This window comes from Methylovulum psychrotolerans, assembly GCF_002923755.1.
GTDB lineage: Bacteria > Pseudomonadota > Gammaproteobacteria > Methylococcales > Methylomonadaceae > Methylovulum > Methylovulum psychrotolerans.
This window is the reverse complement of record NZ_PGFZ01000006.1, coordinates 22,832-49,308: the sequence shown is the minus strand read 5'-3', so window position 1 is coordinate 49,308 and position 26,477 is coordinate 22,832. Positions and strand designations below refer to the sequence as shown.

The 26,477-nt window shown below is 54.9% G+C and carries 10 protein-coding genes; 4 read left to right on the top strand and 6 right to left on the bottom strand.

Annotated features, from left to right (window positions below; all coding sequences use genetic code 11):
- Positions 1-1,151: 1,151 nt before the first annotated feature.
- The 6 genes from AADEFJLK_RS13525 to AADEFJLK_RS13500 form a co-directional block, all read right to left on the bottom strand.
- Positions 1,152-2,564 carry a class I SAM-dependent methyltransferase gene (locus tag AADEFJLK_RS13525; protein WP_103974641.1) on the bottom strand — a complete coding sequence of 471 codons (1,413 nt, stop codon included), beginning with the start codon at positions 2,562-2,564 and terminating at the stop codon, positions 1,152-1,154.
- A gap of 18 nt (positions 2,565-2,582) precedes the next feature.
- Positions 2,583-3,884, bottom strand: coding sequence for a PepSY-associated TM helix domain-containing protein (locus AADEFJLK_RS13520; protein WP_103974640.1), 1,302 nt, complete (start codon positions 3,882-3,884; stop codon positions 2,583-2,585).
- 619 nt (positions 3,885-4,503) lie between these two features.
- The gene (locus tag AADEFJLK_RS13515) at positions 4,504-5,361 is read right to left on the bottom strand and encodes an Lcl domain-containing protein (protein WP_103974639.1); all 858 of its coding nucleotides are present in this window, start codon (positions 5,359-5,361) and stop codon (positions 4,504-4,506) included.
- 401 nt (positions 5,362-5,762) lie between these two features.
- Positions 5,763-6,275 (bottom strand): Lcl C-terminal domain-containing protein, encoded by a 513-nt coding sequence (locus AADEFJLK_RS13510; protein WP_103974638.1) that lies wholly within the window; start codon positions 6,273-6,275, stop codon positions 5,763-5,765.
- Between the two features lie 63 nt (positions 6,276-6,338).
- Entirely contained in the window at positions 6,339-7,472 is a 1,134-nt protein-coding gene (locus tag AADEFJLK_RS13505) for an Lcl C-terminal domain-containing protein (protein ID WP_103974637.1), read from the bottom strand.
- 90 nt (positions 7,473-7,562) lie between these two features.
- Positions 7,563-9,989, bottom strand: a complete 2,427-nt coding sequence (locus AADEFJLK_RS13500; protein ID WP_103974636.1) for a TonB-dependent siderophore receptor — start codon at positions 9,987-9,989, stop codon at positions 7,563-7,565.
- 267 nt (positions 9,990-10,256) lie between these two features.
- Between AADEFJLK_RS13500 and AADEFJLK_RS13495 the strand changes: the two genes are divergently transcribed.
- The 4 genes from AADEFJLK_RS13495 to AADEFJLK_RS13475 all read left to right on the top strand — a co-directional run.
- Positions 10,257-10,835 (top strand): ankyrin repeat domain-containing protein, encoded by a 579-nt coding sequence (locus tag AADEFJLK_RS13495; RefSeq protein ID WP_103974635.1) that lies wholly within the window; start codon positions 10,257-10,259, stop codon positions 10,833-10,835.
- Entirely contained in the window at positions 10,832-16,090 is a 5,259-nt protein-coding gene (locus tag AADEFJLK_RS13490) for a non-ribosomal peptide synthetase (protein ID WP_103974634.1), read from the top strand. The genes AADEFJLK_RS13495 and AADEFJLK_RS13490 overlap by 4 nt, the downstream gene beginning before the upstream one ends.
- A gap of 35 nt (positions 16,091-16,125) precedes the next feature.
- Positions 16,126-17,730, top strand: a complete 1,605-nt coding sequence (locus AADEFJLK_RS13485; protein WP_103974633.1) for an MBL fold metallo-hydrolase — start codon at positions 16,126-16,128, stop codon at positions 17,728-17,730.
- A 568-nt stretch (positions 17,731-18,298) separates the two neighbouring features.
- On the top strand, positions 18,299-26,477 hold an 8,179-nt coding region (locus AADEFJLK_RS13475; protein ID WP_146054595.1), incomplete at its 3' end, for a non-ribosomal peptide synthetase.

The following is a 26,477-nucleotide window of genomic DNA, read 5'->3' as shown; positions in this document are numbered from 1 at the left end:
AGACTGGGGCCGAGCAGATTAACCCTCATAATTAACGGAAATGCAGGTTTTGTACCAGATTGAAAAATTAAAAATTAATGTTTTTATATCATGAGGTTAACGGCGATTAAAACACTTAGTGGGCATTTTTGCCAATAAAATCCAAGCGATATAATAAGCGATTTGCCATAGCTGGTGTGTTAAATAACATTGTTTAATTACTGTATTGACCGTGTGGTTACGCAGAAGGGTATATCGGATAAAAGCGGCCACAGTGTCCACATTGTTAATGGCCATTAGGCGGATGAGGTCGGGTAGGGGATTATGTTAAATTTTAGGGAAAAAGCCGCGTAGGTCGGGCAGGCGGTTTTGCCCGACATTTACCTATGCCGCCAGAAGTGACGTAGACAATCCCTAAGGATTAAAGGGGGATAGCATAAGCAAAGGGTATGGGCAAACCACGCGGCTTGTGTCGGGTAAAACCGCCTGCCCGACACAAGCGGCTGAAGGTTAAAGCTTTCTAATCATTTCATACATAGTCCGGTAGGGTACGCTGTGCGTACCTTTTTTATGGTATTTTTGTTATATTGTTAGTGAAGGTACGCACAGCGTACCCTACTCGGCTGTTTAATTACCGTGTTAGCGGGATGGTTACGCAGAAGGGTATAATCGGATAAAAGCGGCCATTGTGTCCATGTTATTAATGGACATTAGGCGGATGTGGTCGGAGATAAATGGATTTATGTCAAATTGCTTACCGTTGCTGATTTATTTCAAAACGTATGTTGCAATTTTGGTCGATACATTGATAAGTGTGCGTGTGCGGTGAAACCGTTCCATCTGCTCTTATGTGTCCACGGGAAGTCATTTCTTCACGGGGAATATTACGTAAAGTGCCTTTACAGGCAGGGCAATATTTTACGTCATTTTGCGGCCCTGATTCATTAGCCATTGCAGCATCTCCATATTTAAGATTTTATATTACAAGAAAAACCAAAAGGTTTAATTAATTTTTAGTTATATTTTACATATAATTGGTTAAATAAGATCTTTAGACTATTTTTATTCATAAGGTGTTTATTTTTATCTAAAAAGCCTTCTTTTATTAAACAACAAATATTGCTTCATGTAAACATCATTTTAACGCTAATTAAAAACTTAATGCCCCCCCCCTAAAACTCCAACAAATAATGCAACACATGCAAAATATAAATCAATTTCAAAAATCCCGCTTCATCCAAGCCGATAGTCTGCTGCTGGCCTTGAAACAATTGCCGTAAATTACGTTGCCCGTCGATTGCCGCGAATAAGCTTTCCAGTAATAAGGCGAATTCGGTCGGGATGGCAAAAGTATGCCCCATGACTTTGATAAACAAGGCTTCTTTAACGCCGCCTTGGCCGTCAAAGGTTTTGGTGCGAGTGAAGATTAGCGGGCGGTTGGGTATTAGGCGCGGTATGGTTTGCCATACTGGGGCATTGGGGATAAAAAACTGTTGCACAGCCGCACTATCTGGCCTATCCGCCTGCCCGGCGGTTTTTCTTAACACAAAGTAATGCACTAGCTGGTTAAGCAGGTCGGTTTCGGCGGAGACTTTTTCCAGATTAAGGTAAGTGAAACGATGGTTTTCCAGATTGATTACCGCGTAGCCCAGTTGGGTGAACACGGGCGGTAATTCGGCCAGGTTGCGCATCCCCAATTCCGGCAGGTCGGCGGCGATGCGGAAGGGTTTGGAAAAATTCAGCCATAGCCCGTCAGGTTTGAGGACGCGGCGGATTTCTTGCGCCAAGCCCAGCGGGTTACTGACAATATCCAACATGTATTGGGTAATCACCACCGATAAGCTGGCATTTTTAAAGGGCAGGTTATTGACATTGGCGGTCAATAATTCGATATTGCCGGGCGGTTGCGCGGGTGGGGTTAGGGTGACGGCTTGCCAATGGGCATCGGGCAAATGGCAGTGTAAGGGTTCGCCCGCCATAAAGGTTTGTGCCGCCAGTAGTGTCGGTAAGGATAAGTCCACGCCATAAGCGCGGTCAAAATGCGGGGCGACGCTGTGCAGCAAGCCACAAGCTCCCGCGCCTAATACCGCCACGGCGGCCTTATCGGGGTGGTGTTCGTTGAGGGTGGCGGCAATCCGTCCGGCGACTTTGGCAAAATCTGCGGTATCCGCCCAATCTTGGTAAAAATACGGCAGCATATCCAGCAAGGTGGTGCCGGTTTTTATCATGCTCCACGCCAGCAAGTCGGGCGTTTGCGGGTTGGCTTGCAAAAACGCGCGGATCGCTTGGTAGGGTGTTGCTAAAACTTCGCGGTTGGTGCTTATTGCCGTTAATAGGGTGCTGATGCGTGCCGAAAATTCGCTGTCAGTTGTGGCTTGCTGTGTTGATAGTTTGTCGGCCATGGCGGTTAAGGCCTGTTCGGCTTCGGCCTGTTCTTGGAGATAGCCTTGCAGGGAGGCGGCGGCATCGGGAATAAACACGCGGATACCGTTAATGGCGGGGTAATGCTGGCCGCAGTGTTGGCAGCTTAGGGCATGGTCTGTGGTGCTGGTCAGGTCGCTGGCGCAGAGGATACAGTGGTACATAGGTGTTCCGTGTGGGATTTAAAGTTGTTTCAGATTGTCCAGTAAGGCCCGGAACGAAAACAAAACCATCGCAGTACGCGGTTTTTGCTTGGCTTGGGCGGCTTGGCGTTTTTTTAGCCACAGATACACGCCCGTCATGGCCAGCATCGCCACCCCCCAACCGAACAGGCAGACGAACAGCTTATAAGGCAAGCCCCACAGTTGCGCGGTATGTAAATTGACTAGCCATACTGTTACGGTGTCGCCGGACTTTTCCCCGGTGGGCAAAAACAGCCGCACTAGCTTGCCGTTGTCGCCATCGATATATAAATGGCTGGCTCCAGTAATAGCACTGACATCACGGTCGCTCAACACGGTGTATTGGTAAAGGCCGTTCGCCGGATGATAGCTAAAAGCTTGCTCATGCCGTACCGTAAAGCCTTTTAGCCGCGCTTGCTCAGCCATCAAACGCTGGGCGCTCTGATAGGCGGCGGTAAAATCCAGGGCGGGGTCGGGGCGGGGTTGGGCTAAGTTGGGGGCAGGGAAGTTGTCGAAATCGGTCATCTCAAAAAGTGCTTGCATGACGGGTCGGTAAACGGCGGCATTCAGATTAAACGCCACGCCAGACCACGCAAATATTAATAATAGCGGCCATAACCATAAGCCGCCCGCCCGGTGCAAATCGAAATGCAGGCGTTGTTTGGAGCTGGGCCATTTGATTTTCCACGCGATTTGCCAACGTTGCCAAAAATTGGCCAGGGTTGGGCCTGTTGCGATAGGCGTGGCGGCGAAAGGCTGTTTGCGCCGCATCGGTAAGGTCAGGTAAAAGCCGATAAAACAATCTGCCGTCCATAGCGTCGCGGTAATGCCGAACAGCCATAAGCCGATGTCGCCGAGTACCAGCGAATAGTGCAGCTCATAAATAAAGGCGAGGATATTGTGACGCGTCAGCGGCCAGTAGCCAGTTGGTGCGGGCGTTTCCGGCATAGCTATCGGCTCGCCGTTATAGGGGTTAAGATGGAGCGGCTTTAGAGGATAGGGTTGCTGGGTGGCCGGGTCGGTACGCGCGGTCAGGTTCGGCATAAAGGCTATGCCGGGTTTGGGCTGTAAATCGACGGCGTTAATGCGGGTATGCGGTGCTAGGCGCAGCGCCCGTTCGCGCAACACCAAGGGGCTAAGCATGGGCTGCGCCTGCACCGCCACGCTATAGGGCGGTTTTAGCCACGCGTCGAGTTCTGGGCGGAACGCCAAAATGCTGCCGCTCAGTCCGACAACCGTCAGAAAGCCAGCCATTGTCAGCCCGGCATAGCGGTGAACCAACACCCAAAAATGACGTGACATAATTGAATATCCTTAGCTTAAGATTTCTCTAGGCGATTGCTAGCGGAAGGGGTAGGGATGTTGATATATAAGTAGGTGTGCATATATCTTTTAACATTTGTGAATTAAACCCCACCCCTCCTGAGCGAAGCCGAAGGGGCTCCCCTTCGCAGGGGAGGGAGCATCTTCCCCGTCATACAGACGAAAATCAGGGGAAAAAGCTCCTCCCCCTGGCAAGGGGGAGGCTGGGAGGGGGTTACAGAGATACCAATGTTAAATGTTAAAAGATATATACTCTGAACGGTCAAGTTTTCGGTTAATCCGCTCGTGGTGAGCCTGTCCCACAGGGACTTCCGTTGGTCGTCGAACCATGGGCGGATTAACCGTCCACCCTTCGACAAGCTCCCCCACAAGGGGGGTCTGGGGACAGGCGAACGGTTAATCCTAAAACCGAAAACTTGACCGTTCAGAGTATATGCACACTCACTTTAAGCGGTGGAGCGCGGGTATCCTGCCCGCCCGTTGCAGGCAAGATGCCCGCGCTCCAAAAACCGAAAACTTCACCGTTCAGAGTGTGGCGTATTAAAGTCTCTCCCACTAAGCGGTATGCACATTCCTCACCCAGGGGGGGTAAGCCAGCTTAAAACACTCTGACGGGACGTACCGATAAGGCACCGGTCTTATAGCCGTCATTGGCTTGAAAACCGCTGTAGGCAGGGTAGCTGGAATATCTAAAAATTTGTATCCAAGCCAGCGTTTTGCTTGATGAAACGCCTGTCCAATAAAAGGTGCCGGTGGCTTTGACCAAATCTTGATGCTGATAAATGGTATTCAACTCGGCGACGGTAGGTAACCGCCAGTCGCTGTATTTTTGGCCTTCGGCATCATAATTGGCACTGTCTTTTACGGCTTGTTTTGCCGCTTGGAAGTTGTAAGTCCCCGGCAAATCTTGGTTGGCGGCAATCAGGCCGTGCTTGCCGTCTTTACTGAGACTGATCAAGATGCCGCCTTGGTAGGCTTGGCCAATGTTGGGGGCATCAAACAGCACTGAGCCTGTGGACAAAACTTCCGAAGAATTTAAGTTGCTGGCGTTAACCGTGACATTACCGTTAACGTAAGGGTTTTGAGTGAAGTCCCATTGGGTTGCCGGATCATTCGCTAAGGTCAGTTGTACCCATTCGCCCGGTGATTGCGTGGTGTCTAGGGGGATTTCAAAACAAGGGGTAGTCGCGTCGGTGCTTGAGCAAGCTCCGGCAGTGGCTGGCAAACCGTTAGGGTAAACACGGTATAAGGCATTGGTGGCGGTGCTGTCGGCAGGGACACGGACATAGACGCGATACGGCTGGCTGGCCGGTGCCGGCCAAGTGACGGAAGAATTGCTGCCGCCTTGCAAAACGCTATTGGACGCTTTAACTTCAAGGGCTTGGGCGGTGCCTAAGCTGATGGCGGTCATCGCCAACGGTAAGGCAAGATAACGGTTTAGGGTGTTTAGTTTCATCGTTTATTCCTGATTTTATAATGTTATATAAGGTATTGCGCCAAATTTAGGGCTATCCGCTTAAAGGAAAGCCTAGGGTGTTGACGTTCTGTGTCCGGCAGGTTTGCCGAAGTGCTGTGCCGCTGGTACAGGCCAGCGGTGCGGATTGTGCGTTATTTGCTGCCTATAGAGTCCGGCGTTAAGTAAATGATTGGTATATGGTTATAGCGTGCAATGGCTGAAGACCATTGCACGCTATTCGGCGCGGCCTTTCCGTGGGGTGCAAAGGCCTTTAGTCCCCGCTCCCTTCGGCTTCGCTTAGGGACTGGGATGCCGCATGAAGCCGAAGCCACACGTTCCCTGAGCGAAGCCGAAGGGAACGGGAGCCTAAAAATGGTAAATGCTGACTGAGCCGTTCCCTATCAGGGAGTATTTCTCACCAACAACACGCCATAACCGAAGTTTTTAGAGTAGCTAGAATGGTTTTGGTAACCGCTGCCGCCTGCCCACGCCAAAGAGGTATTGTTAACGTCGGGTGTGCTTGACCAAATAAAAGTAGTCGGCATATTGGGGAAAACGCTCAGGTTAACTTGTGGGTCGACGCAGCCGCGTTCGGCGATGCTCTCTATTTCTTTGGCATTCGGCAACCGCCAGTCGGTTTTGCCGATAAACGTACTGGCGGCGGCTTGTTTTAAGGCGTTTTGCCAGTTTGCGGCACTTCTGGCACCTGTGCAGGTGCTGCCGTTCCAGGTATAACCCTCCAAACAGCGTTTCCACAGCAGGCTCGTTTTTTTGTCCAAGGCCGTGCCGTCCGTGTTCAGCACAAAACGGCTGGTCGGGGTGGTCAGGTAATTGCTGGTGTTACAGGTCTGAGCCTGTACCCCGCCCGTTTGGCAAGCCAGTAACAGCAAGGTTGTCAATATGGTTTTGTTCATCAACTAAACTCCTAAAAGAGTGATATTCGCTTCGGTGTCTTAGTGGCCTGGGTCTAAAAAACCTCAATTGCCACGCACTAACCTGATTTTTTTACCGTCCAGATCGGCTAAGTCATCAGCGACAAAGCCGCTAGTGGGATAAATCCCCCATAAACCTTTTCGGGCTTTGCCTGAATCGACCGGCCCGATGGTAGAAGAGACATACCAATAGGGGGGGGTATTAGGGAAATACACCGGATTAATGGCTGGGGCGCGGGTGTAATCGCTCAACGAAATCAGCTCTTCCACTCTCGGCAAACGCCAGTCGGATTTGCCGCATAATTTGCTGGCATTGACGGCTTGGACATAGCTGAGAGTGTCGCAGGCAATGCCGCCCGTGCAGTTGCCGTTATCCTGAATGCCGACAAAGCCGCCATTGTTTGCTGTATTGGGGTTATACCAACTGTAAGTGCTATTCGCATCGCGTAAGCCGCCATCGGTGGTTTTTACTTCCCATAGCAGTCCGGTCAAATTATCTTGGGTACAAGCCCACGCTTTAGCGCCGCTACCTAAGGCGACGGTCGGCGCTAAGGCCGTGCCGTCATTGGCGATTTTGGTATAGTCAAAGCCCGCACTGCCCGCGCCGACTTTCAGTAACTGTCCGCTACTGGCGGCTTTATCACGCCCGTAGTCAGCGTCTTGACGGGGATAATCGGTCAGCGGGCAAGCCAGACCATTACCCGTGTTAGTGCTGCATTTTTGCCACCCGGTATCATTGAGTTTGCCGTAACAGGGCAGGGTGGTGGTGATCGGTGAACCGGTCAGCTCGAATACCGTGCCTTTGTAACGGGCAGAGATTTTGTGCGTTAAGGCATTACGGACGCTAGGCGGCAGCACATAAGTAAAGCCATATTTGCCGTCGCCTTTGCCGGCGGCTAACAGGTCGCTACGCAAGGTTTGCGCGGTTACCGTCGCCAGCAGTGTGGTCTTTGTTGCGGTCACATCATAAATGTCGACTTTGACGCGGGTACTGGGGCTTGCGCTGTTCCACGCCCAGCCTTTAACCGCATCGCAAGTGACCGTTTCCAGCTTGCTTTCCATGATGGCGTGTACTGGCTGGGCGACCAATAACAGCGGCAGCAGTAAGGTCAGCAAAGAGGGCGAGATTTTGGTGGCTGGCATAAAGCCCCCATCTGTTTGGGTTGGTGTTTGGGTCATAGCGGACTCCAGTTAATTAAATAACCCGCATTCGGCAGGTGTTTTTGTGATGGCAATGGGTTGTGTGATTTTTACCTGAGACTTATCCGCTTAATATTGGATACGGATCTGCCCCATAAACGTCCGGGGCGTACCGTACACGCCATAACCTTCGCCATAGTTCCCGTACGAATTTTCAACCGATAACCCCGTGTAATACCGTTCATCTAATAGGTTTTCGACGTTAAATTGCACCGACACTTTCGCTGCACCGACATCGCGGCTATAAGCGGTCATAAGGCCTATAGTGTGAAAGCCTGCTACTTTAAAGGGGTTACTGACGGTCAGAGGGGCCTTTTGATCAATAAAAGCATATTGCTTGCCTTGGAAAGTCACGCCGCCCCCGACCTTAAAGCCCCTCAGCCATTTTTGCTGAAAGCTATAGGTACTCCAGAACGATGCGGTATTAATAGGGATTCCGAACAGTTGCTGGCCGGGATTGCCAAATAAACCCGATTCATCGCCTTTGGTGATTTTTACATGGGTATTGGCAAACGTAGTGATGACCTGCCAACCCGGCAGTATCTCGCCCTGGATATCGAGCTCTATGCCTTTGCTTTGGGCTTGGCTGATCAATAGATAACAAGACACGCCTCCACAGAGACTTGAGCCAATGTTTATATTGTTGGCATCGGAAAGCTTAACGGCGATATTATTTTTGGTCAGGTCATAGTAGGCCAAGGTTGCCCGTAAGCGTCCGTCAAAAAATTCGGTTTTGCCGCCGAATTCATATTGGCTGGCTCCGGTTGCCGGAATAGGTTTGTTAGACCCGTACAGCAGACCCGGCGAACTGACGGTATTAGGGCCAAAACTTTCCACATAATTGGCATACAAGCTTAACCAAGACCGCACTTGCCATAACACCCCCACCCTAGGGGTGACGGCATCTTCCGAAGACGGTACTTCTATGGCGGGTGCACCGTAATTTTTAAGGATCGGATCTTGGCTCAGATATTGGTAACGCCAACCGCCCATCAGATGAACCTGATAGGGCAATTTAATCTGATCTTGGACATATAAGCCGTATTGGTCGGTCAGTTGATAATTCCTCTGTATTTCAGATGGCCGTAATTGTGGTGCCACAAACGGATGGTGTACCGGATGAAAATAATCATTACCCGGTCTAGTCCATTTCCCGGTCGAGCCGCTTTTTATGGAGGCATCAATGCGATAATAATCCCCCCCTAACAACAGCGTGTGCTTGAGTCCGAAGGTATCGAAATGTCCGGTCAAATCCAGGTTAGTCGAATAAGTGTTGTTACGGTTGTCGTAAATGGCATGGGTGCTTTGGACCGTTTTTTGATTAATAGGCGGATAAGGGAAAAAAAGGTCGCCATCACCGCTAGCGCTGTTCACGGAAAATTGGTGTTTGATAGACCAATCGTCATTAAACTGGTGTGCCCAAGTGATGTTGCCGAAATAGGTTTCCTGTCTGACGGGCGACAGCTCGCCCCAGTTATAATGGAAAGGGGTTTTAAGGATTTTGCCTTTATAAATCGGGATAAAACCTGCATCGTAGCCGTTGTTATTACGGTCATATTCCATATCGACGCTGACCCAAGTTTTCGGGCTGATGATCCATTTTAGCGAGGGGGCGACAAACACATCGTCGGTATAGACAAGGTCGCGGAAAGAATGGCTGTTCTGGTAAGAATAGTTGATCCGGTACAGCAAATCGTCGTGCTTACCGACCGGCCCCGTGGCATCAATGCTGGTGCGGAACAAATCGTAAGAGCCGAACTGTTGGGTTAACGAGTAATACGGTATGGCTTGGGGTTTTTTCGTGACAATGTTAATCATCCCGCCCGGTTCTACCTGGCCGTACAAAATCGCTGCCGGGCCTTTGAGCACTTCGACGCTTTCCACATTAGAAAACTGCCGTGCCGCCGAATTGTCCTGCAAACGGAAACCGTTCCGAAAAAACGTCTGCGAGGCAAAACCCCGGATGACCGGAGTCGGATAGTTGATGCCAAAATTAATGCCGTTGTTAACCGAGTTCACGCCATGCGCTTTCATGGTCACGCCGCTGACGTTCCTTAGGGCTTGGTCAAGGCTAATCACCTGTTGGTCCGTCAGCACCTGCTTGGACACGCTTTGTACGTTCAGCGGCGTTTCCATAATCGGCGTGTCGGTTTTAGTGCCTGCCGTGGCGGTGGGCAACACATAATCAGTGTTGAACGGGTCTTCAGGATCGTATTCCGCCGCACCTGTGACGGTCATGGTCTTTAAGGTCGTGGTTTCGCCAAGGCTGCTAGGTTGCGGGCTGGCCGCTGCGGCTTTTTTATCCGTTTTAGCTTTCGGTTTGGCGGTGTTTTTATCGTCCGCTGGCCTGGTTTCCATGCCCGCCTTGGTTTCAATCGGCTCCACCGCACTGGCCGATAACGGCAACAACACCAAATTCGCCAAGGTAACGGCAAGCAGTTTGGATGTCCCGATAAGGCGTAGCGGTTTTTGAGGCTGAAAAAAAGTTATGTTCATTGAGACCAGTGCAGAATTGACGATGGCTTATAGCCAGACACTGGTAGGACGCGCTAGTCAACGTAAACCCTCACCTTTTGCCGGAAATAAATTTGTTGGCAAAGGCTAAAGGTTTTTGGAGCGCGGGCAAGATGCCCGCGCTCCAACCCTAAGCGAAAGGCTCCCAGAAAAACCCTGCTTAGATAAGGTTTTTAGTTGTTTGGGTGAGGCCTCCCTGAGCATCGCTCGTCATAAACCATATTGCTTTATATGCTTTAGGACGATTTTATGCCCGAATTAAAACTGATTGACGCGGTAAAACAAAGGGATACCCTGGCTATTGAAGCCCTGTTGGCGAACGGGGTTGCGGTTGACGGACAAGATGCTTATGGCTGGACGGCTTTAAATTGGGCGGCGGGTCAGGGCGATACGGCCATCATCGCCATGTTGTTGGCCGCTGGGGCGGATGTCGGCAAGGTCGGCAGGGATGCCCGCACCGCCTACCAAATTGCCTTAGCCGCCGCCCAAACCGACAGTGCGCGGTTATTGCGCCAAGCCGAACAAGCGGTGGGGCTTGCCGTAAGCCAGACCGCCGAACTGTATTGCCGGGCTTATCTTGTCGCCGAGCTGCGGCCATTTTCCGGTCTGCCTACAGGACTAACGGCTTTAGCCGACGGCGAGGTGGTGTTTTTACAGGCCGACGGTTGCGTGACGCGGACAATGCTTGCGGATAAAGACGTGTTACTTGCTGAGGCATCCCCCGCTTGGCTGGACTTTTGCGCCCAGCGCCTGAAATTTAGCGTGCCGGACGAACTGGAATGGGCAATAGCCGCGAGCAACGCGGCTGCATTTCAGGCGACCTTATGAACGCCCGGCCAGAGACGGTAAGGGTAGACGTGAGTGCCGCCCGCACCTTGGCGGAAATCTTACAGATCAGGGCGGAACGGCAAAGCCCGCAAGCCGCGTATACGTTTTTGGCCGATGCCGACCAAACCGCCGTAACGCTCAGCTATGGCGAATTAGACAGCCAAGCCCGCCGCATTGCCGCCAAATTACTGGCCTTAGGCGTACCGGGCGACCGCGCCGTCTTGCTGTATCCGCAAGGCTTGGATTACATCGCCGCCTTTTTCGGTTGCCTGTACGCGGGGGTTATCGCCGTGCCGGCGTATCCGCCGAAAAACCAGCGGCACTTGCCGCGCCTGCACGGCATTATTGCCGATTGTCAGGCGGCACTTATCCTTACCCAGCAAGCACTTATCCCGTCTTTACAGGCACTGTTTGGCGATGCCGTCACCGTACCGATAGTGGCGACGGAGGCCTTAGGCGAGGCCGGGCTAACGGGAGGCTTACCCGCTACCGACCCGCAGGGGGTGGCTTTTTTACAATACACCTCAGGCTCTACGGGCAACCCTAAAGGGGTGGTGGTGACCCACGCCAATCTAATGGCGAACCAAGCCCTAATCCAACAGGGTTTTGGTCATGACGCGGCCAGCACGGTGGTCGGCTGGTTGCCGCTGTATCATGATATGGGCTTGATCGGCAATGTCATGCAGCCTTTATTTATCGGTGCACCAGCGGTGCTAATGTCGCCGATGGCGTTTTTGGAAAAACCCGCGCGTTGGTTGCAGGCGGTGTCCGATTACCGCGCCCATACCAGCGGCGGCCCCAATTTCGCTTACGCGCTGTGTACCGAAAAAATAACTGCCGAAGAAAAAAGCCGCCTGGATTTAAGCGCTTGGCAAGTGGCGTTTAATGGCGCCGAACCGGTGCAAGCGGCGACGCTGGAGCGGTTTGCCGCCGCCTTTGCCGAGTGCGGCTTCCGACGGCAAGCTTTTTACCCTTGTTACGGTTTGGCGGAAGCGACGTTACTGGTCACAGGCGGCAGCAAAACTGCCTTGCCGACGCTAAAAGCCTTCGATAAAGCCAAGCTGGCGGCGCATATCGCCAGCCCCGTGCCAGCAGGTGATGCAAACAGCCGCCTTTTGGTTGGCTGTGGTTTTGTGGGGACAGGCCATCAGCTTAGGATTGCCGATAGGGATACCCAAGCCGTATGCGGGGAAGGGTGTATCGGCGAAATCCAAGTCAGCGGTGCTAGCGTTACCCAAGGTTATTGGCACAATGCCGAGGCCAGCGCCGAAAGCGTTAGCGTCGACGCGGCGCAACGGGTTTGGTTACGCACCGGGGATTTGGGTTTTCTTGACCATGGCGAGCTGTTTGTCTCAGGCCGCAGTAAAGAGCTGATTATCATTCGGGGGCGCAATTATTATCCCCAAGATATTGAAATGGCGGTGGCGGCGGCTGTGCCGTGCGTCAACCCCAACGCCTTGGCGGCGTTTGCCGTCGCGGCAGGCGACGGCGAAAAGCTGGTGGTGCTGGCCGAATTGAAACGGGCGTATTTAAAACAAAGCGATTTCAGCGCCGAATTTGCCGCTATCCGCAGCCATTTGGTGACCGAATGCGCCATTCAAGCCGATACCCTGATGTTTGTTAAGCCCGGCGGCGTGTTAAAAACTACCAGCGGCAAAACGCGCCGCAACGATTGCAAACAAGCCTTTATCAGCCAGCAACTGACGGTGGTGGCGACGGACGGGCTGAGCGGCCAAACCACTGCCCCATCGGCAGCAGAGTTGGCTGGGCTACGCCAAGCCATACACACTGAACCCTTAACGGTAGCCCGCAAGCTGCTGGGGCAGTATTTACGCGGCCAACTGCAAACCTTGGCGGGCTTGGCGGCGGCACAAGTCAATTTATCAATTCCAGTATTATCCTTAGGCATAGACTCCTTAAAAGCCCTGGCCCTGAAACAGGTGCTGGACGAACTGCTGGACATCGATTTTCCTATCACCTTCATATTGGCCGACAAATCGGCGTGGGAACTGGCCGAACACGCCCTGGAACTGAGCCGCCAACCACCGCTAGCCACGGTAAGCCCAACAGCAACCGCCAACCGGGTATCCGCAGGCCAGTTGGCTATCTGGACAGCCTGCCAACTGGCCGCCAGCAGTGCCGTCTATAACTTACCCATCGCCATACAAATTAGCGGCGGTATTGCTATAGACAGCCTACGCCACGCTTTACAACGTTTAGTGGCCCGGCATCCGCAATTGCACACGGGCTACCAAACCGAAAACGGTTTGCCCGTGCCGATAGTGTTAGACCCACCTTATCAGGTGCTGAGCCAACACCTGTGCCGCAATGCCCAGCACCGCAACCAGCAACTGAGTGCCGAAATTTACCGCCCTTTTAATTTGCACCAGGATGTCAAGCTACGCGCGGTCTTATTCAGCACGGCAAATGCCAATGATGGCCATATCCTGTTGTTTTGCGCCCACCATATCGCCGTTGATTTCCGCTCCTTACAGATTTTGCTCGGCGAATTGCCCGCCCTTTATGCGGCCCATAGCATGGGGCAAACGCTGTCTTTGCCTATTTTGACCGCGACTTACCGCGACTTTAGCGACTGGCAACACGCGTATTTACCCAGTGCAGCCGCCCAACAAGCCCTCAGTTACTGGCAACAGCAATTGGCGGGCGAGTTGCCGACCCTGCGCTTGCCGGGTGCGGCCAACCGCCAAAACCCGGCAGCATATAACGGTGGCATAGAAACCTTGGCGATAGGTTTCGATACCACTTGGCGGCTCCAACAGTTAGCCGCACAACAGGGTGTGACCTTATATATGGTGCTGTTGGCGGTATTTAAGGCCTTGCTGTACCGTTACAGCGGCCAAAACGATATTATCGTCGGCTCGCCGCTGTTCGGGCGGCCTAAGCGCGAGTTTGCCCAAGTCGTGGGTTATTTCGCCAATCCGGTTGCCCTGCGCAGCTATCCGAACGGCGCTAAGACCTTTGCCGAATTCCTGCACGAAGTGAAAGCCACTGTCCTAGGAGCCTTACAGCACCAAGATTATCCGCACAGCCTGTTAGCGGAAACTTTGCAACGGCGGCGTGAGCCAGGGGCGGCGCCGTTGTATCAAGTCTGCTTTGTTTTGCAGGCGGATGCTGCCGACAGCAGCGACGCGGCGGCACTCGCCTTAGGTATGCCCGATTGCAGCCTAGCTTGGCCGGGTTTAACGGCCAAAACCGTCGGCTTACCCGACACGGCTGCCCAATTTGACTTGAATCTGATGATGGCGATGACCGACAAGGGCTTGGCCGCGTCCTTCCAATACCCTAAAGATGTTTTTAGCCCAGCGGCGATAGTGGGCATGGCCGGGCATTTCCAACACCTGTTGCAGGGCGTGTTGGCAAACCCCTTGCAACCGCTACGCGCCTTACCCTTACTGAGCGTAGCCGAGTCCCTGCAAATATTGGCGTGGAACCGCATCAATTTTGCTTGTCCGGCAGATGCTTGCCTGCCGGCCTTGTTTGAACAACAGGTTATGGTACACCCGGACGCGCCCGCCGTGGCCTTTGAGGACCAAGCCTTAAGCTACGCCGAACTTAATGCCAAGGCCAACCAGTTAGCCCATTACTTGCGCGGGCAAGGGGTGGTGGCCGAGACGGTAGTGGGAATTTGCCTGCCCCGCTCATTAGAGCTACTGGTCGGCCTGTTGGGCGTTTTAAAAGCGGGCGGCGCGTATCTGCCCCTAGACCCGGATTACCCCGCAGAACGCTTGGCTTATATGGTGGCCGATGCCCGCCCCCTGTTGGTGTTGGCCGAACAAGCGGTAACAGCGGTGTTGCCGCCGGACTGCCGGGTGTTCTGCTTAGATAGCCAAGCCGCCGAAGTGGTCAGCCACAGCACCGCCAATCCGGCTAAGGTCGGCAACGCCGACAATCTGGCCTACATCATTTATACCTCCGGCTCGACCGGCACCCCCAAAGGCGTGGCCGTCACCCATCACAATGTCCGGCGGCTGTTTGCCGCCACCGAAGCGGTGTTTGATTTTTCCGCCGCTGATGTCTGGTGCCTCTTCCATTCTTTTGCCTTTGATTTTTCGGTTTGGGAATTATGGGGGGCGTTGCTGTATGGCGGCAAACTGGTGATTGTGCCGTATTGGCTCAGCCGCTCGCCCGCCGCCTTGCATCAGTTGTTATCGGCACAGGGCGTAACCGTGTTAAATCAGACCCCATCAAGCTTTTACCAACTGGCTGCCTATCATGCAGAACATGGCGGCGCTAACGCCTTAGCTTTACGTTGGGTCATTTTTGGCGGCGAAGCCCTAGAGCCTTGGCGCTTGCAACCCTGGTTGGCAAGCCAAGCCGGACACGGCCCGCAACTGGTAAATATGTACGGCATTACCGAAACCACCGTGCATGTCAGCCAGTATCTGCTCCCGCCTACAGCGGCAACCGAAACCGCCAGCCGCATCGGTTGGCCCTTGGCCGACTTACAAACTTTTATCTTCGATGCCCAGCTTAATCCCGTGCCTGTCGGGGTTACGGGCGAGTTGTATATCGGCGGGGCCGGGTTGGCGCGGGGCTATCTGAACCGCCCCGAACTGACCGCCGAGCGTTTCATCCCCCACCCCTACAGCAGCCAACCCGGCCAACGCCTGTACCGTACCGGCGATTTGGCGCGTTACTGCCCAGACGGCAACCTAGAATACCAAGGCCGCAGCGACAACCAAGTCAAAATCCGGGGCTTTAGGATCGAACTGGGCGAAATCGAAGCCCGCTTATTGCAGCACCCGGACATAAAAGCCGCTGTGGTGCTGGCCAGAACCGATGCCGAGCACAGCTATTTGCAGGCCTATTTGGTCGCCCCAGCCGCCCAGCCCGAACACCAAACCCTCAAGGCCTTCCTTAAGCAAACCTTACCCGATTACATGGTGCCGTCGGCTTTTGTGTCGCTGGAGGCTTTGCCGTTGACCGCCAACGGCAAACTAGACCGGAAGGCCTTGCTGGCTTTAGATAGCCCAGGCTGGCAACGCCGTGCCTATACCGCCCCCAGAGACGAAGCCGAGCAGGCGGTCGCCGAGATATGGCAACAAATTTTGGGCATTGAGCAACTGGGCATTTATGACGATTTTTTCGAATTGGGCGGGCATTCCTTATCCGCCGTACAAATCGTCAGCAAAATCCGCGATACCTTCGCGGTTGACGTACCCGTACAGACGCTGTTTGAAGCCCCGACCATCGCCGAATTTGTCGATAAAGTCGCCGAATACCAAATTGACTGATTCCCTTTCCCAACCCCAGTCCCTAACACGCTTTCATGAACACAGAAACCTTATACCGTTTGGCCGATGCCACTGTTGCAGAAGCCTTGGTCGACAGTTGGGTTGCGTGGCCGCACACGTTTTCACCCGTGGCCTACAGCCTGCACCTGCTGAATTATCAGAAAAAGACCTTAGCATCGTATTTGCAAAATCCGGCCTTACATCATAAATCCAGCGCTAACCCAAAATTGCTGGGCGGCGCGTTCGTCAATCTGCCGATTGACCGCGTCCCCGCTATTCAAGTGTTACTGGAGAACTTGGAGAGTGGGCATAGCGATGATTTGCGCTTGGCGCAAGAGCTGATTGATTTTCAGAATTTGCTGGATAAAGAAGCGCTCGGACAAAGCCTCAACAACTATTACCCGACCTTGCCAGAAAGCCTGCGCGGTTATACCGAATTGCTGTACGACTACCATAGCCGCCCGATAGTCCGTTGTATCGAAAGCTTATTTTACCGTAGCCGCCATTACAAAAAACACCTGCAAACCTTGTACTTGTTCCGCCAAACCCATGACCGGATGCGGGCGTATTATATGAGCACCCCGCGTTTGCCGGATGCGGATAGCATCGGCTGGACACTGCCGTTTGCCCAAGCCGAATTGGACGCGCTGTTTCAACTGGACAGCCAACCGCAACCGTTGGCGTTTATCCGCGAACTGTTAGGCCTGAGTGCCGCCGATGATGCCAAATTATTGCCCTTATTGACCGACCAGCCGCCCCGACCCACAGCAAATTGGCAAGGGCCGGGTACGCGCATCCGCTATTTCGGCCATGCCAGTGTCTTGGTCGAATTTAACGGCATCGCCATTTTGCTGGACCCTTTCCTTAGCGTGCAGCCCAGCGAGGGCGGGATCAGCCGTTACACCTTCCAAGATTTGCCGCCCAAAATTGATTATGTGCTGATTACCCACGGCCACCACGACCATTTTGTTTTTGAGACCCTGCTCAGAATCCGCCATAAAGTCGGTTGCTTGGTAGTGCCGAAAGCCTCCGGTATTTTCTATGGCGACATTTCCTTAAAGCTCATGGCGAAAGAATTGGGCTTTACCCAGATTCTGGAAGTTGAGCCTTTAGATACCATTGCCTTGCCCCAAGGCGAAATTGTCGCCATCCCGTTCTTGGGCGAGCATAACGATTTGCCGTTTGCCAAATCCGCTTATCTGGTGCAGGCGGGCGACAAGCAAATCCTGTTTGCCGCCGACTCCAATTGTTTGGACAAACGCATGTACGAAAACATCCGCGCCCAGCGGGGGGCGATTGATGTGGTGTTTCTGGGCATGGAATGGGTGGGTGCGCCCTTATCTTGGGTGTACGGGCCGATATTGCCGAAACTGCCCGACTACAAACACTGCCAATCCCGCCGCTCCAACGGCAGCAACGCCGACGTGGCAATGGCTTTATTACAGGCCGTCGATAGCCGCCAAGTCTATATCTACGCCATAGGCCGGGAGCCATGGTTGCAATACTTCATGGCGCTGGAACCCGAAGCGGATGATGTTTACATCCAAGAAATCAACAAACTGCTGACCGCTTGCCAAAGTAGGGGCTTTACCAAAGCCCAACGTTTGTATGGGAAAGCCGAGCTGTTCCTAGAGGGCTGACCCTTCGGCTACGCTCAGGGAACGGACTTCGCTCAGTCAACGGGATTTACCTACTCTCTTAGCGAAGCCCGTTCCCTGAGCGTAGCCGAAGGGAATGGGCTGAGCAAAGTCGAGGCCTAACGTAACAGGCAAAAGCAAAATAATAACTGACGTTACGCAGTAACGTCGCTTTACCCCCGTTTGCCGCGCCGAGCATCGCAGGTTTTGTCGGGATAAGCCCGAATACCCATAGGGCATAAAGGGGCGCGGCAGGGATGCCGCGCGTCGGTAGGAGGGCAGGAGCCCTCTCTACCGACCCCCGACAAAACCGAGAAGCGCAGGAAGAAGCGGCAACCGGGCCGCCTTTTCTTTGGATACTTTCTTTTCGACTGCAAGGATGCAGGAGGTAGAGCAATGCAGGAGCAATTGCCGAGGCGGAGCAAAAGAAAGTATCTCGCCTTCGGGTGCGAGAACCCGATTAAAAAAAATGGTCGCGATAGCGACTCATCGCTACATTTTTCAATATCGCAAAATGACTGCGTAACATCAGATAATAAAACAATCCGGTTAAGACAACGAGACGACGACTATGCAAGATGCCACCGTAATCCCCGATGCCAGCCAACAAAAACGTGCGCGGCTGATCGCAAAACTCCACAGCCCAACGATTACCGACACTCCCATTAAAGCGCGGCCAACGCCTGGCAACACCCCGCTGTCCTACGGTCAGGAAGCGTTGTGGCTGATGTCGCAACTTGACCCGGACAACCCGGTTTATAATGTCGCCGGGGCTTTAGCATTTAACGGTGCGCTAAACGTCGCGGCGTTACGGCAAAGTTTGGCGGAGGTGCAACGCCGCCATGAAATCCTGCATAGCCGCTTTGGCAAACGCTCAGGGATATTGACCCAGCAGCCCGACGCTAGCGGCGGGTTAGCTTGGTCGACCGTGGATCTGAGCCACCTTCCCCCCGCCCAAGCACCAGCGGTTTGCCAACAGTGTGCCGAGGTGTTTACCCGCATCCCTTTTGCCTTAGATAAGGCCGCGCCGTTACGCGCCCTACTCGTCACGCTGCATCCCCATCAGCAAGTGCTGGTGGTGGTGTTGCACCATATCGTCGCAGACCGCTGGTCGGTCGCCATTCTCATGCGCGAAGTCGCCAGCTTATACCAACGCTTTGCCGACGGTTTACCGTCTTTATTGCCGGAATTGGCACTGCATTACGGTGATTTTGCCTTCTGGCAACGCCAGCAAGGCGACACCGCCCAAGCGCATAGCGCCTACTGGCAACAAAAACTGCAAGGCTTAGCCCCGCTGTTGGCGTTGCCGACCGATTACCCAAGACCGCCCGTGTTCAGTTATCGGGGCGATTTATACCATTTCACCTTGCCTAACACAGTAACAGCCGACATTAACCGTCTGGCTAAACAGCATAACGCCACCTTATTTATGGTCATGGCGGCGGCGTTGCAAGTTTTATTGTCCCGCTATACCCATAGCCATGACATCGCCATCGGCTATACCTCCGCCGGGCGCAATCAGGCACAAACCGCCGAGTTAATCGGTTTTTTCGTCAATACCTTAGTGCTACGCGGGCAACTGGATGATGAAGAGACGTTTGCCGGGCTATTGGCGGCTGTCCGCAGTCAAGCCTTAGCTGACCAAGCCTATCAGGATATAGCCTTCGGACAATTGCTGGAAGCCGTCAATCCGGTACGCAACACCAGCCACGCCCCTTTATTCCAAGTGCTGCTGACGGTGCAGAACGCCCCGAAGGTAGATTTTCGTTTGCCCGGCCTTAGCGTCACGCCGATACCGCTAGCCAGCAAAACCGCACAGTTTGACTTGACCTTCCTGTTTGAAGAACAGGACGGCCAATTGCAAGGCACTATCGAATACAGCACAGATTTGTTCGCGGCGGCGACATTGGCGCGTTTGGCAGGCCATTTAGAAACCCTGCTGACGGCACTGGTGGCGCATCCGCAGCAAGCCTTAAAACACGCGCCGCTGTTAACCGACGCGGAATGGCAACAACTCGTTTTGGCATGGAACCCAGAGCAACCGTTAGAAGCCACGTTATTGCCGCTACCTCAACAATTTACCGCCCAAGCGCAGGCCACCCCGAATAATACGGCCTTGGTTTTTGCCGAAGAAACCATAACGTATCGTGAACTGAATGGCCGCGCTGAACGCTTGGCGCAGACCCTGCAACGCTTGGGGGTCAAGCCGGAAAGTCGGGTCGGTGTGTGCGCTGAGCGTTCGGTGGATTTGGTGGTGGCGGTACTGGCGGTGTTAAAAGCCGGGGCGGCTTATTTACCGCTAGACCCGGCCTATCCGCAAGAACGCCTGAATTTTATGGTCAAGGATGCGGCGGTCAGTTTACTGCTTTGCCAAACCGCCTTTATCGGCAACTTTCAAGGCCTTGATTGCCCGTTAGTCACTATCGGCCCGGCGGCTAACGGCCACACGGGTGCGGTGCTGACGTTAACTGCCAATTTAGACAACACCGCGTATATCATTTATACCTCCGGCTCGTCCGGCCAACCGAAGGGCGTGGCAGTCAGCCACCGTAACCTGCTACATTCGACGCTGGCACGGGGCGGTTATTATGGAGACGCGCCCAGCTGTTTCCTGTTGCTGTCTTCATTTGCGTTTGACAGTTCGGTGGCGGGGATTTTTTGGACATTAAGCCACGGTGGCTGTTTATGTGTGCCGGAAACGGCGGACACCGCCAACCCGGTGGCCTTAGCCAAACTGATTAGCCGCCATCAGGTCAGCCATTTGTTGGCCTTGCCGTCTTTGTATGCCGTCCTGGCCGACACGGCGGCAGCAGGGCAATTACAGAGCTTGCGCACCGTCATTGTCGCTGGCGAAGCCTGCCCTAGCACTGTCGCCAACCGCCACCACGACCGTTTGCCGCAGGTCAGGTTTGTCAACGAATACGGCCCCACCGAAGCGACCGTGTGGAGCAGTGCCTATCAGAGCCAAACCCTAGAACCTGCTGGCATCTTGCCGATAGGCCGCGCCATTGACCGGGTGCAACTGTATCTCCTCGACCGCCATTATCGGCCTGTCCCTATCGGCGTGACGGGCGAAATCTGTATCGGCGGGGCAGGGCTGGCGCAAGGCTATGGCAACCGCCCCGACCTGACGGCAGAAAAATTCATCCCCAACCCCTTCGACCTTCCCGGCAGCCGCTTATATAAAACCGGGGATTGGGCAAAATACCGAAGCGACGGCAACATCGACTTCTTAGGGCGCGGCGACGGCCAAGTGAAAATTCGGGGCTTTAGGATTGAATTGGGCGAAATTGAAAGCCAACTGGCCGTACTGCCTGGCATCCGTGCCGCCGCCGTGGTGGTGCGCGAAGACCAGCCCGGCGACCAGCGTCTGGTCGCCTACCTGCTGGCCGATAGCGGCTGGACGGTCAGCGGCTTGCGCCAAAGCTTGGCGGCGGTATTGCCCGACTACATGATACCCAGCGCCTTTGTCGGCCTGAACCAATTTCCCCTAACCCCAAACGGCAAACTCGACCGTCTGGCCTTGCCCACCCCGGATAGGGAAGCCCTGACGGCAGGGGCTTACGCCGCGCCACAAGGGGAAGCGGAAACCGTGTTGGCACAACTGTGGCAAGACTTGCTGGGCGTAGGGCAGGTAGGCCGCCATGATCACTTTTTTGAGTTGGGCGGGCACTCGCTGTTGGCAATCAGCCTGATTGAGCACCTCCAGCAACAAGGTTTTTGCGCCGATGTGATGAATGTGTTCAGCCTGCCCGTGCTGGCCGATATGGCGGCGACCTTGCAGGCGGCCACCAGCCCGTCTTTGGTAGCGGACACGGCACAGATCCCGTCGGATGCGCAGATGCTTACCCCGGCAATGTTGGCGCTGGTGACGCTGACGCAAGCGGAACTGGATGCGCTTTGTACGCAAGTGCCGGGTGGGGCGGCTAATATCCAAGATGTTTATCCGTTAGCGCCGCTGCAAGAAGGCATTTTATTCCATCATTTGTTGGCGACGGGCAGTGATGCTTATCTGAAACGGGCGATGTTGCGTTTTGCCACGCGGGAACGTTTGGACAGTTTTCTTAACGCCCTGCAAACCGTCATTAACCGTCATGACATCCTGCGTACCGCCGTGCATTGGCAAGACTTGCCGCAACCCGTGCAAGTGGTGCAACGCCAAGCCGTACTGCCCGTTATCACCTTGGCCGGGGCGGCGGATACCGAGGCGTTAGCGGCCTTGTCGGCACAAACCGACCCAGGCCGTTTGGTGATGGATTTGCACCATGCCCCGCTGTTTGCCGCGTACACGCTGTTTGATGCGGCGGCGGATAACTGGTTGCTGGCCTTGGTCAACCATCATTTGATTGACGATAACTATACCCTGCAACTGATTTTAACGGAAATCAACCAGATTTTCTTAGGCCAAGGCGGGCAACTGTTGCCGCCTGTGCCTTATCGGCAGTTTATCGCCCATCTCCTGAGCGTGCCTGACAGCGGGCATGAAGCGTATTTCCGTAGCCAATTGGGTGATATAGATGAGCCTTGCGCCCCGTTTGGGGTGCTGGATATTCAGGGTAATGGCCAACACTTACACGAAGCCAAACTGCCGCTGTCGGCGGACTTGGCGCAGCGCCTATACGGTACTGCCCGCCAACAGGGCGTAACCGCCGCCGTGCTGTTCCATGCCGCGTGGGCGCAAGTGCTGGGGCAGTGTACCGGGCGTGACGAGGTGGTGTTCGGCACCGTCTTGTCCGGGCGTTTGCAGGCACAAACCGGTGCCAGCCAAGCACTGGGTGTGTTTATTAACACCTTGCCGATACGGCTAAGCCTCACAGGCCATAGCACCCAGCAACTGCTGGCTGATTGTTACCAGCGCTTAGGCGGCTTATTGGCGCACGAACACGCGGCTTTAGCCTTGGCGCAACGCTGTAGCGCGGTCGCGGCGGGCTTGCCGTTATTTACCAGCTTGCTGAATTATCGGCACAGCAACCTGGTCGCCGCCGACACGGGCAACTTATTTGCTTGGCCGGGCATCGCACTGTTAAGCACCGAAGAACATACCAATTACCCCATTACCTTGTGTATTGACGACCTTGGCGACGGTTTCCGGCTCACGGTACAGTGTGCCGACGGTATTGCGGCGGAGCGGGTTGTGGCTTATTTGGAAACAGCATTGGAGAGCCTGACTACCGCGCTCGGATTCCTACCCGACTATCCGGCTAATCTGCTAAATATCTTACCTGATGCCGAACGCGAGCAAGTGCTAGCCGACTTTAACACGCCGTTAGCCGCTTACCCACAAGCTTTGTGCCTGCACCAACAGTTCGAACGGCAAGCGTTAGCCACCCCCGACGCTATCGCCTTGGTCTATGAAGGGCAAACCTTAAGCTATGGCGGGCTTAACCGCTTGGCCGGGCAACTGGCCCAGCGTTTGCGGGCTTTAGGTATCTGCCCCGACGACCGCGTCGGCTTGTGCGCCGAACGCAGCTTGGACATGGTGGTCGGTTTGCTGGCTATCCTGAAGGCGGGCGGTGCGTATCTGCCGCTAGACCCCGCTTACCCCGACGAGCGTCTGGCCTATTTGCTCGACGACAGCCAGCCCGTCGCCCTGCTGACCCAAACCGCCTTGCAGCCGCGTTTAGCGGCAATGCTGCCCGGACCGCTGCCGCTAATCGTCATGGACGCGCCCTACCGTGCCGATGCGGAAGAACTTCTCGCTGCCGAAGTCAGCCCTGAACACTTGGCCTACGTCATTTATACCTCCGGCTCCACCGGACAGCCTAAAGGCGTGATGGTCAGCCATGCCAACGCCACCCGCCTGTTTGCCGCCACCCACGACTATTTTCACTGTACCGCCGCCGATGTGTGGACGCTGTTCCACTCGGTCGCGTTTGATTTTTCGGTGTGGGAATTGTGGGGGGCGTTGTTGTCAGGTGGCCGCTTGGTGATTGTGCCGCAAGACACCGCGCGTAACCCGGACAGCTTCTATCGGCTGCTGTGCCGGGAGCAGGTCAGCATCCTTAACCAGACCCCCAGCGCGTTCCGGCAACTGATTGCCGCGCAAGCGCGAAACCCGCTGCCGCATCAATTGCGCACCATCATTTTTGGCGGCGAAGCCTTAGACTTCCGTAGCCTTGCCCCGTGGTTAGCCAGTAATCCCCTGGCCCGCACCGCCCTGGTCAATATGTACGGCATCACGGAAACCACCGTCCATGCCACTTACCGATTACTGAGCGAAGCCGACATTTTGGCCGGCACCGCCAGTAATATCGGCAAGCCCTTGCCCGACTTGGCTTTTTATCTGTTAAACCCGCACGGGCAACCCGTACCGTTGGGGGTGGTGGGCGAAATCCATATTGGCGGCGCGGGTGTGGCGCGGGGTTATCTGAACCGCCCCGAACTGAGCGCCGAACGCTTTATCCAAAACCCGTTCTGCCAGAGCGCGGGCCGCTTGTACAAAACCGGCGACTTGGGGCGTTGGCTGGCCGACGGGACAATAGAATATTGGGGGCGCAACGATTGCCAAGTCAAAATCCGCGGCTTCCGTATCGAATTGGGCGAAATCGAAGCCTGCTTGTGCCAGTGTCCCGGTATCCGCGAAGCGGTTGTCATTGCCAGAGAAGATGTGCCGGGCGATAAGCGTCTGGTCGCCTATCTTATCGCCCAACCCGGCCACACCCCCGACCCGGCGGCGTTACGCCAGCAACTGGCCAGACACTTGGCCGACTACATGCTGCCCAGTGCTTTTGTCATGCTGGAACAGTTCCCGCTCACCGCCAACGGCAAGCTGGCCCGTAAGGCCTTGCCCGCCCCAGATGGCGGCAGTGTCGCCGCCCGCGCTTACCAAGCCCCGCAAAGCCCTAGCGAAACCGTCATTGCCCAGCTTTGGCAAGAGTTGCTGCATTTGCAACAAGTGGGCCGCTATGACCACTTTTTTGAATTGGGCGGGCATTCCCTGCTGGTGGTCGCGCTAATTGAACGTCTGCGCCAACACGGCTTGTCGGCCAGTGTCCGCGCTGTCTTCACCGCCCCTATCCTCGCGGATTTGGCGGCACAACTGGATACCCAGCAACTGCCGCAAACCGATATTGCTGTGCCGCCTAATCTGATTAGCGCCGATTGCACCGCGCTCACCCCCGATTTACTGCCCTTAGTCAGCCTCAGCCAAACCCAGTTGGATGGGTTGGTCGGCCAAGTGCCGGGCGGAGCGGCAAACATCCAAGACATCTACCCGCTAGGGCCGTTACAGGAAGGTATCCTGTTCCACCACCTGCTGGGGGCGGGCACACCCGGCGCCGCCTATTTGCAGCGCTCCATCATCGCCTTCACGACACGCGGCGCGGTGGACAATTTCCTCAGCGCCTTGCAAACCGTGATTAACCGCCATGACATTTTGCGCACGGCGGTGCATTGGGCAGATTTGCCGCAACCCGTGCAAGTGGTGCAAAGACAGGCACCGCTGCCTATCATCAATTTAACGGCGGCGGCGACCGAAGACGCGCTGCAAAGCTTGCTGGCGCAAACCGAACCTAGCTGCCAAGGTATAGATTTGCACCGCGCCCCGCTGTTTGCCGCCTATACGCTGTTTGACCCGTCCGCCCCGCGTTGGTTATTGGCCTTGCTGAACCATCATCTGGTTGACGACAATTACACCTTGCAACTGGTTTTGGCCGAAATACAGCAGATTTTACAAGGCCACAGCGCGGCGTTGCCGCCGCCGCTACCCTATCGGCAGTACATTGCCCACGTCGCCAGCGTACCCGCCAGCGTCCATCAGGCTTATTTTAGCCGCCAATTGGCGGCTATAGACGCACCGACCGCGCCGTTCGGCATATTGGATACTCAAGGCGATGGTTGCCATATCCGTGAAGCGGTGCAAACGCTCAGCAGCCCGTTGGCTTTGCGCATCCGCCGCAGCGCACGGCAGCACGGCGTTACTGCCGCCGCAGTGTGCCATGCCGCGTGGGCGCAAGTGTTGGCGCAATGCACAGGCCGGGACACGGTGGTGTTTGGCACGGTCTTGTCAGGCCGTTTGCAAGGCCAAGCCGGAACAGCCCAGGCATTGGGCGTATTTATCAACACTTTACCGCTGTGTATCCGTTTGGACGGCCACAGTGCCGCCAGCTTGGTCAGCGACAGCCAACAACGCCTCAGCGAGTTGCTCAACCATGAACACGCCGCCTTGTCGCTAGCGCAACGCTGTAGCGGCGTGGCCGCAGGTTTGCCTTTATTCACCACCTTACTCAATTACCGCCATGCCACACTGCTTAGCCAGCACAACCTCCAGCCTTGGGCGGGGGGAAGCCTAGAGGTAGTGCGTAGCGAAGAACGCACCAACTACCCCATCACGGTCTGCATAGACGACTTGGGCGACGGCTTCCTGCTCACCGCCCAATGCGCCGACGGCATCGATCCGGGGCGCATCGCCGGGTATTTGGAGACGGCTATAGACCGCCTGACCGCCGCGCTGGCCGACAACCCGGCTTGCCCGGTCAGCCAACTCAGCATCTTGCCGGACACGGAACGGCGGCAACTGCTGGACACCTTTAACGCCACCCAAGCCGATTACCCCGCGCATCTGTGCGTCCACCAGTTGTTTGAGCGGCAGGCGGCACAAACCCCCGAAGCCATTGCCTTGGTTTTTGAAGGCCACAGCTTAAGCTACGCAGAACTCAACCGCCTCGCCAACCGCCTCGCCCACCGCCTGTTGGCTTTGGGGGTGCGGCCTGACAGCCGCGTGGGCATTTGTGCCGAACGCAGCCTGGAGA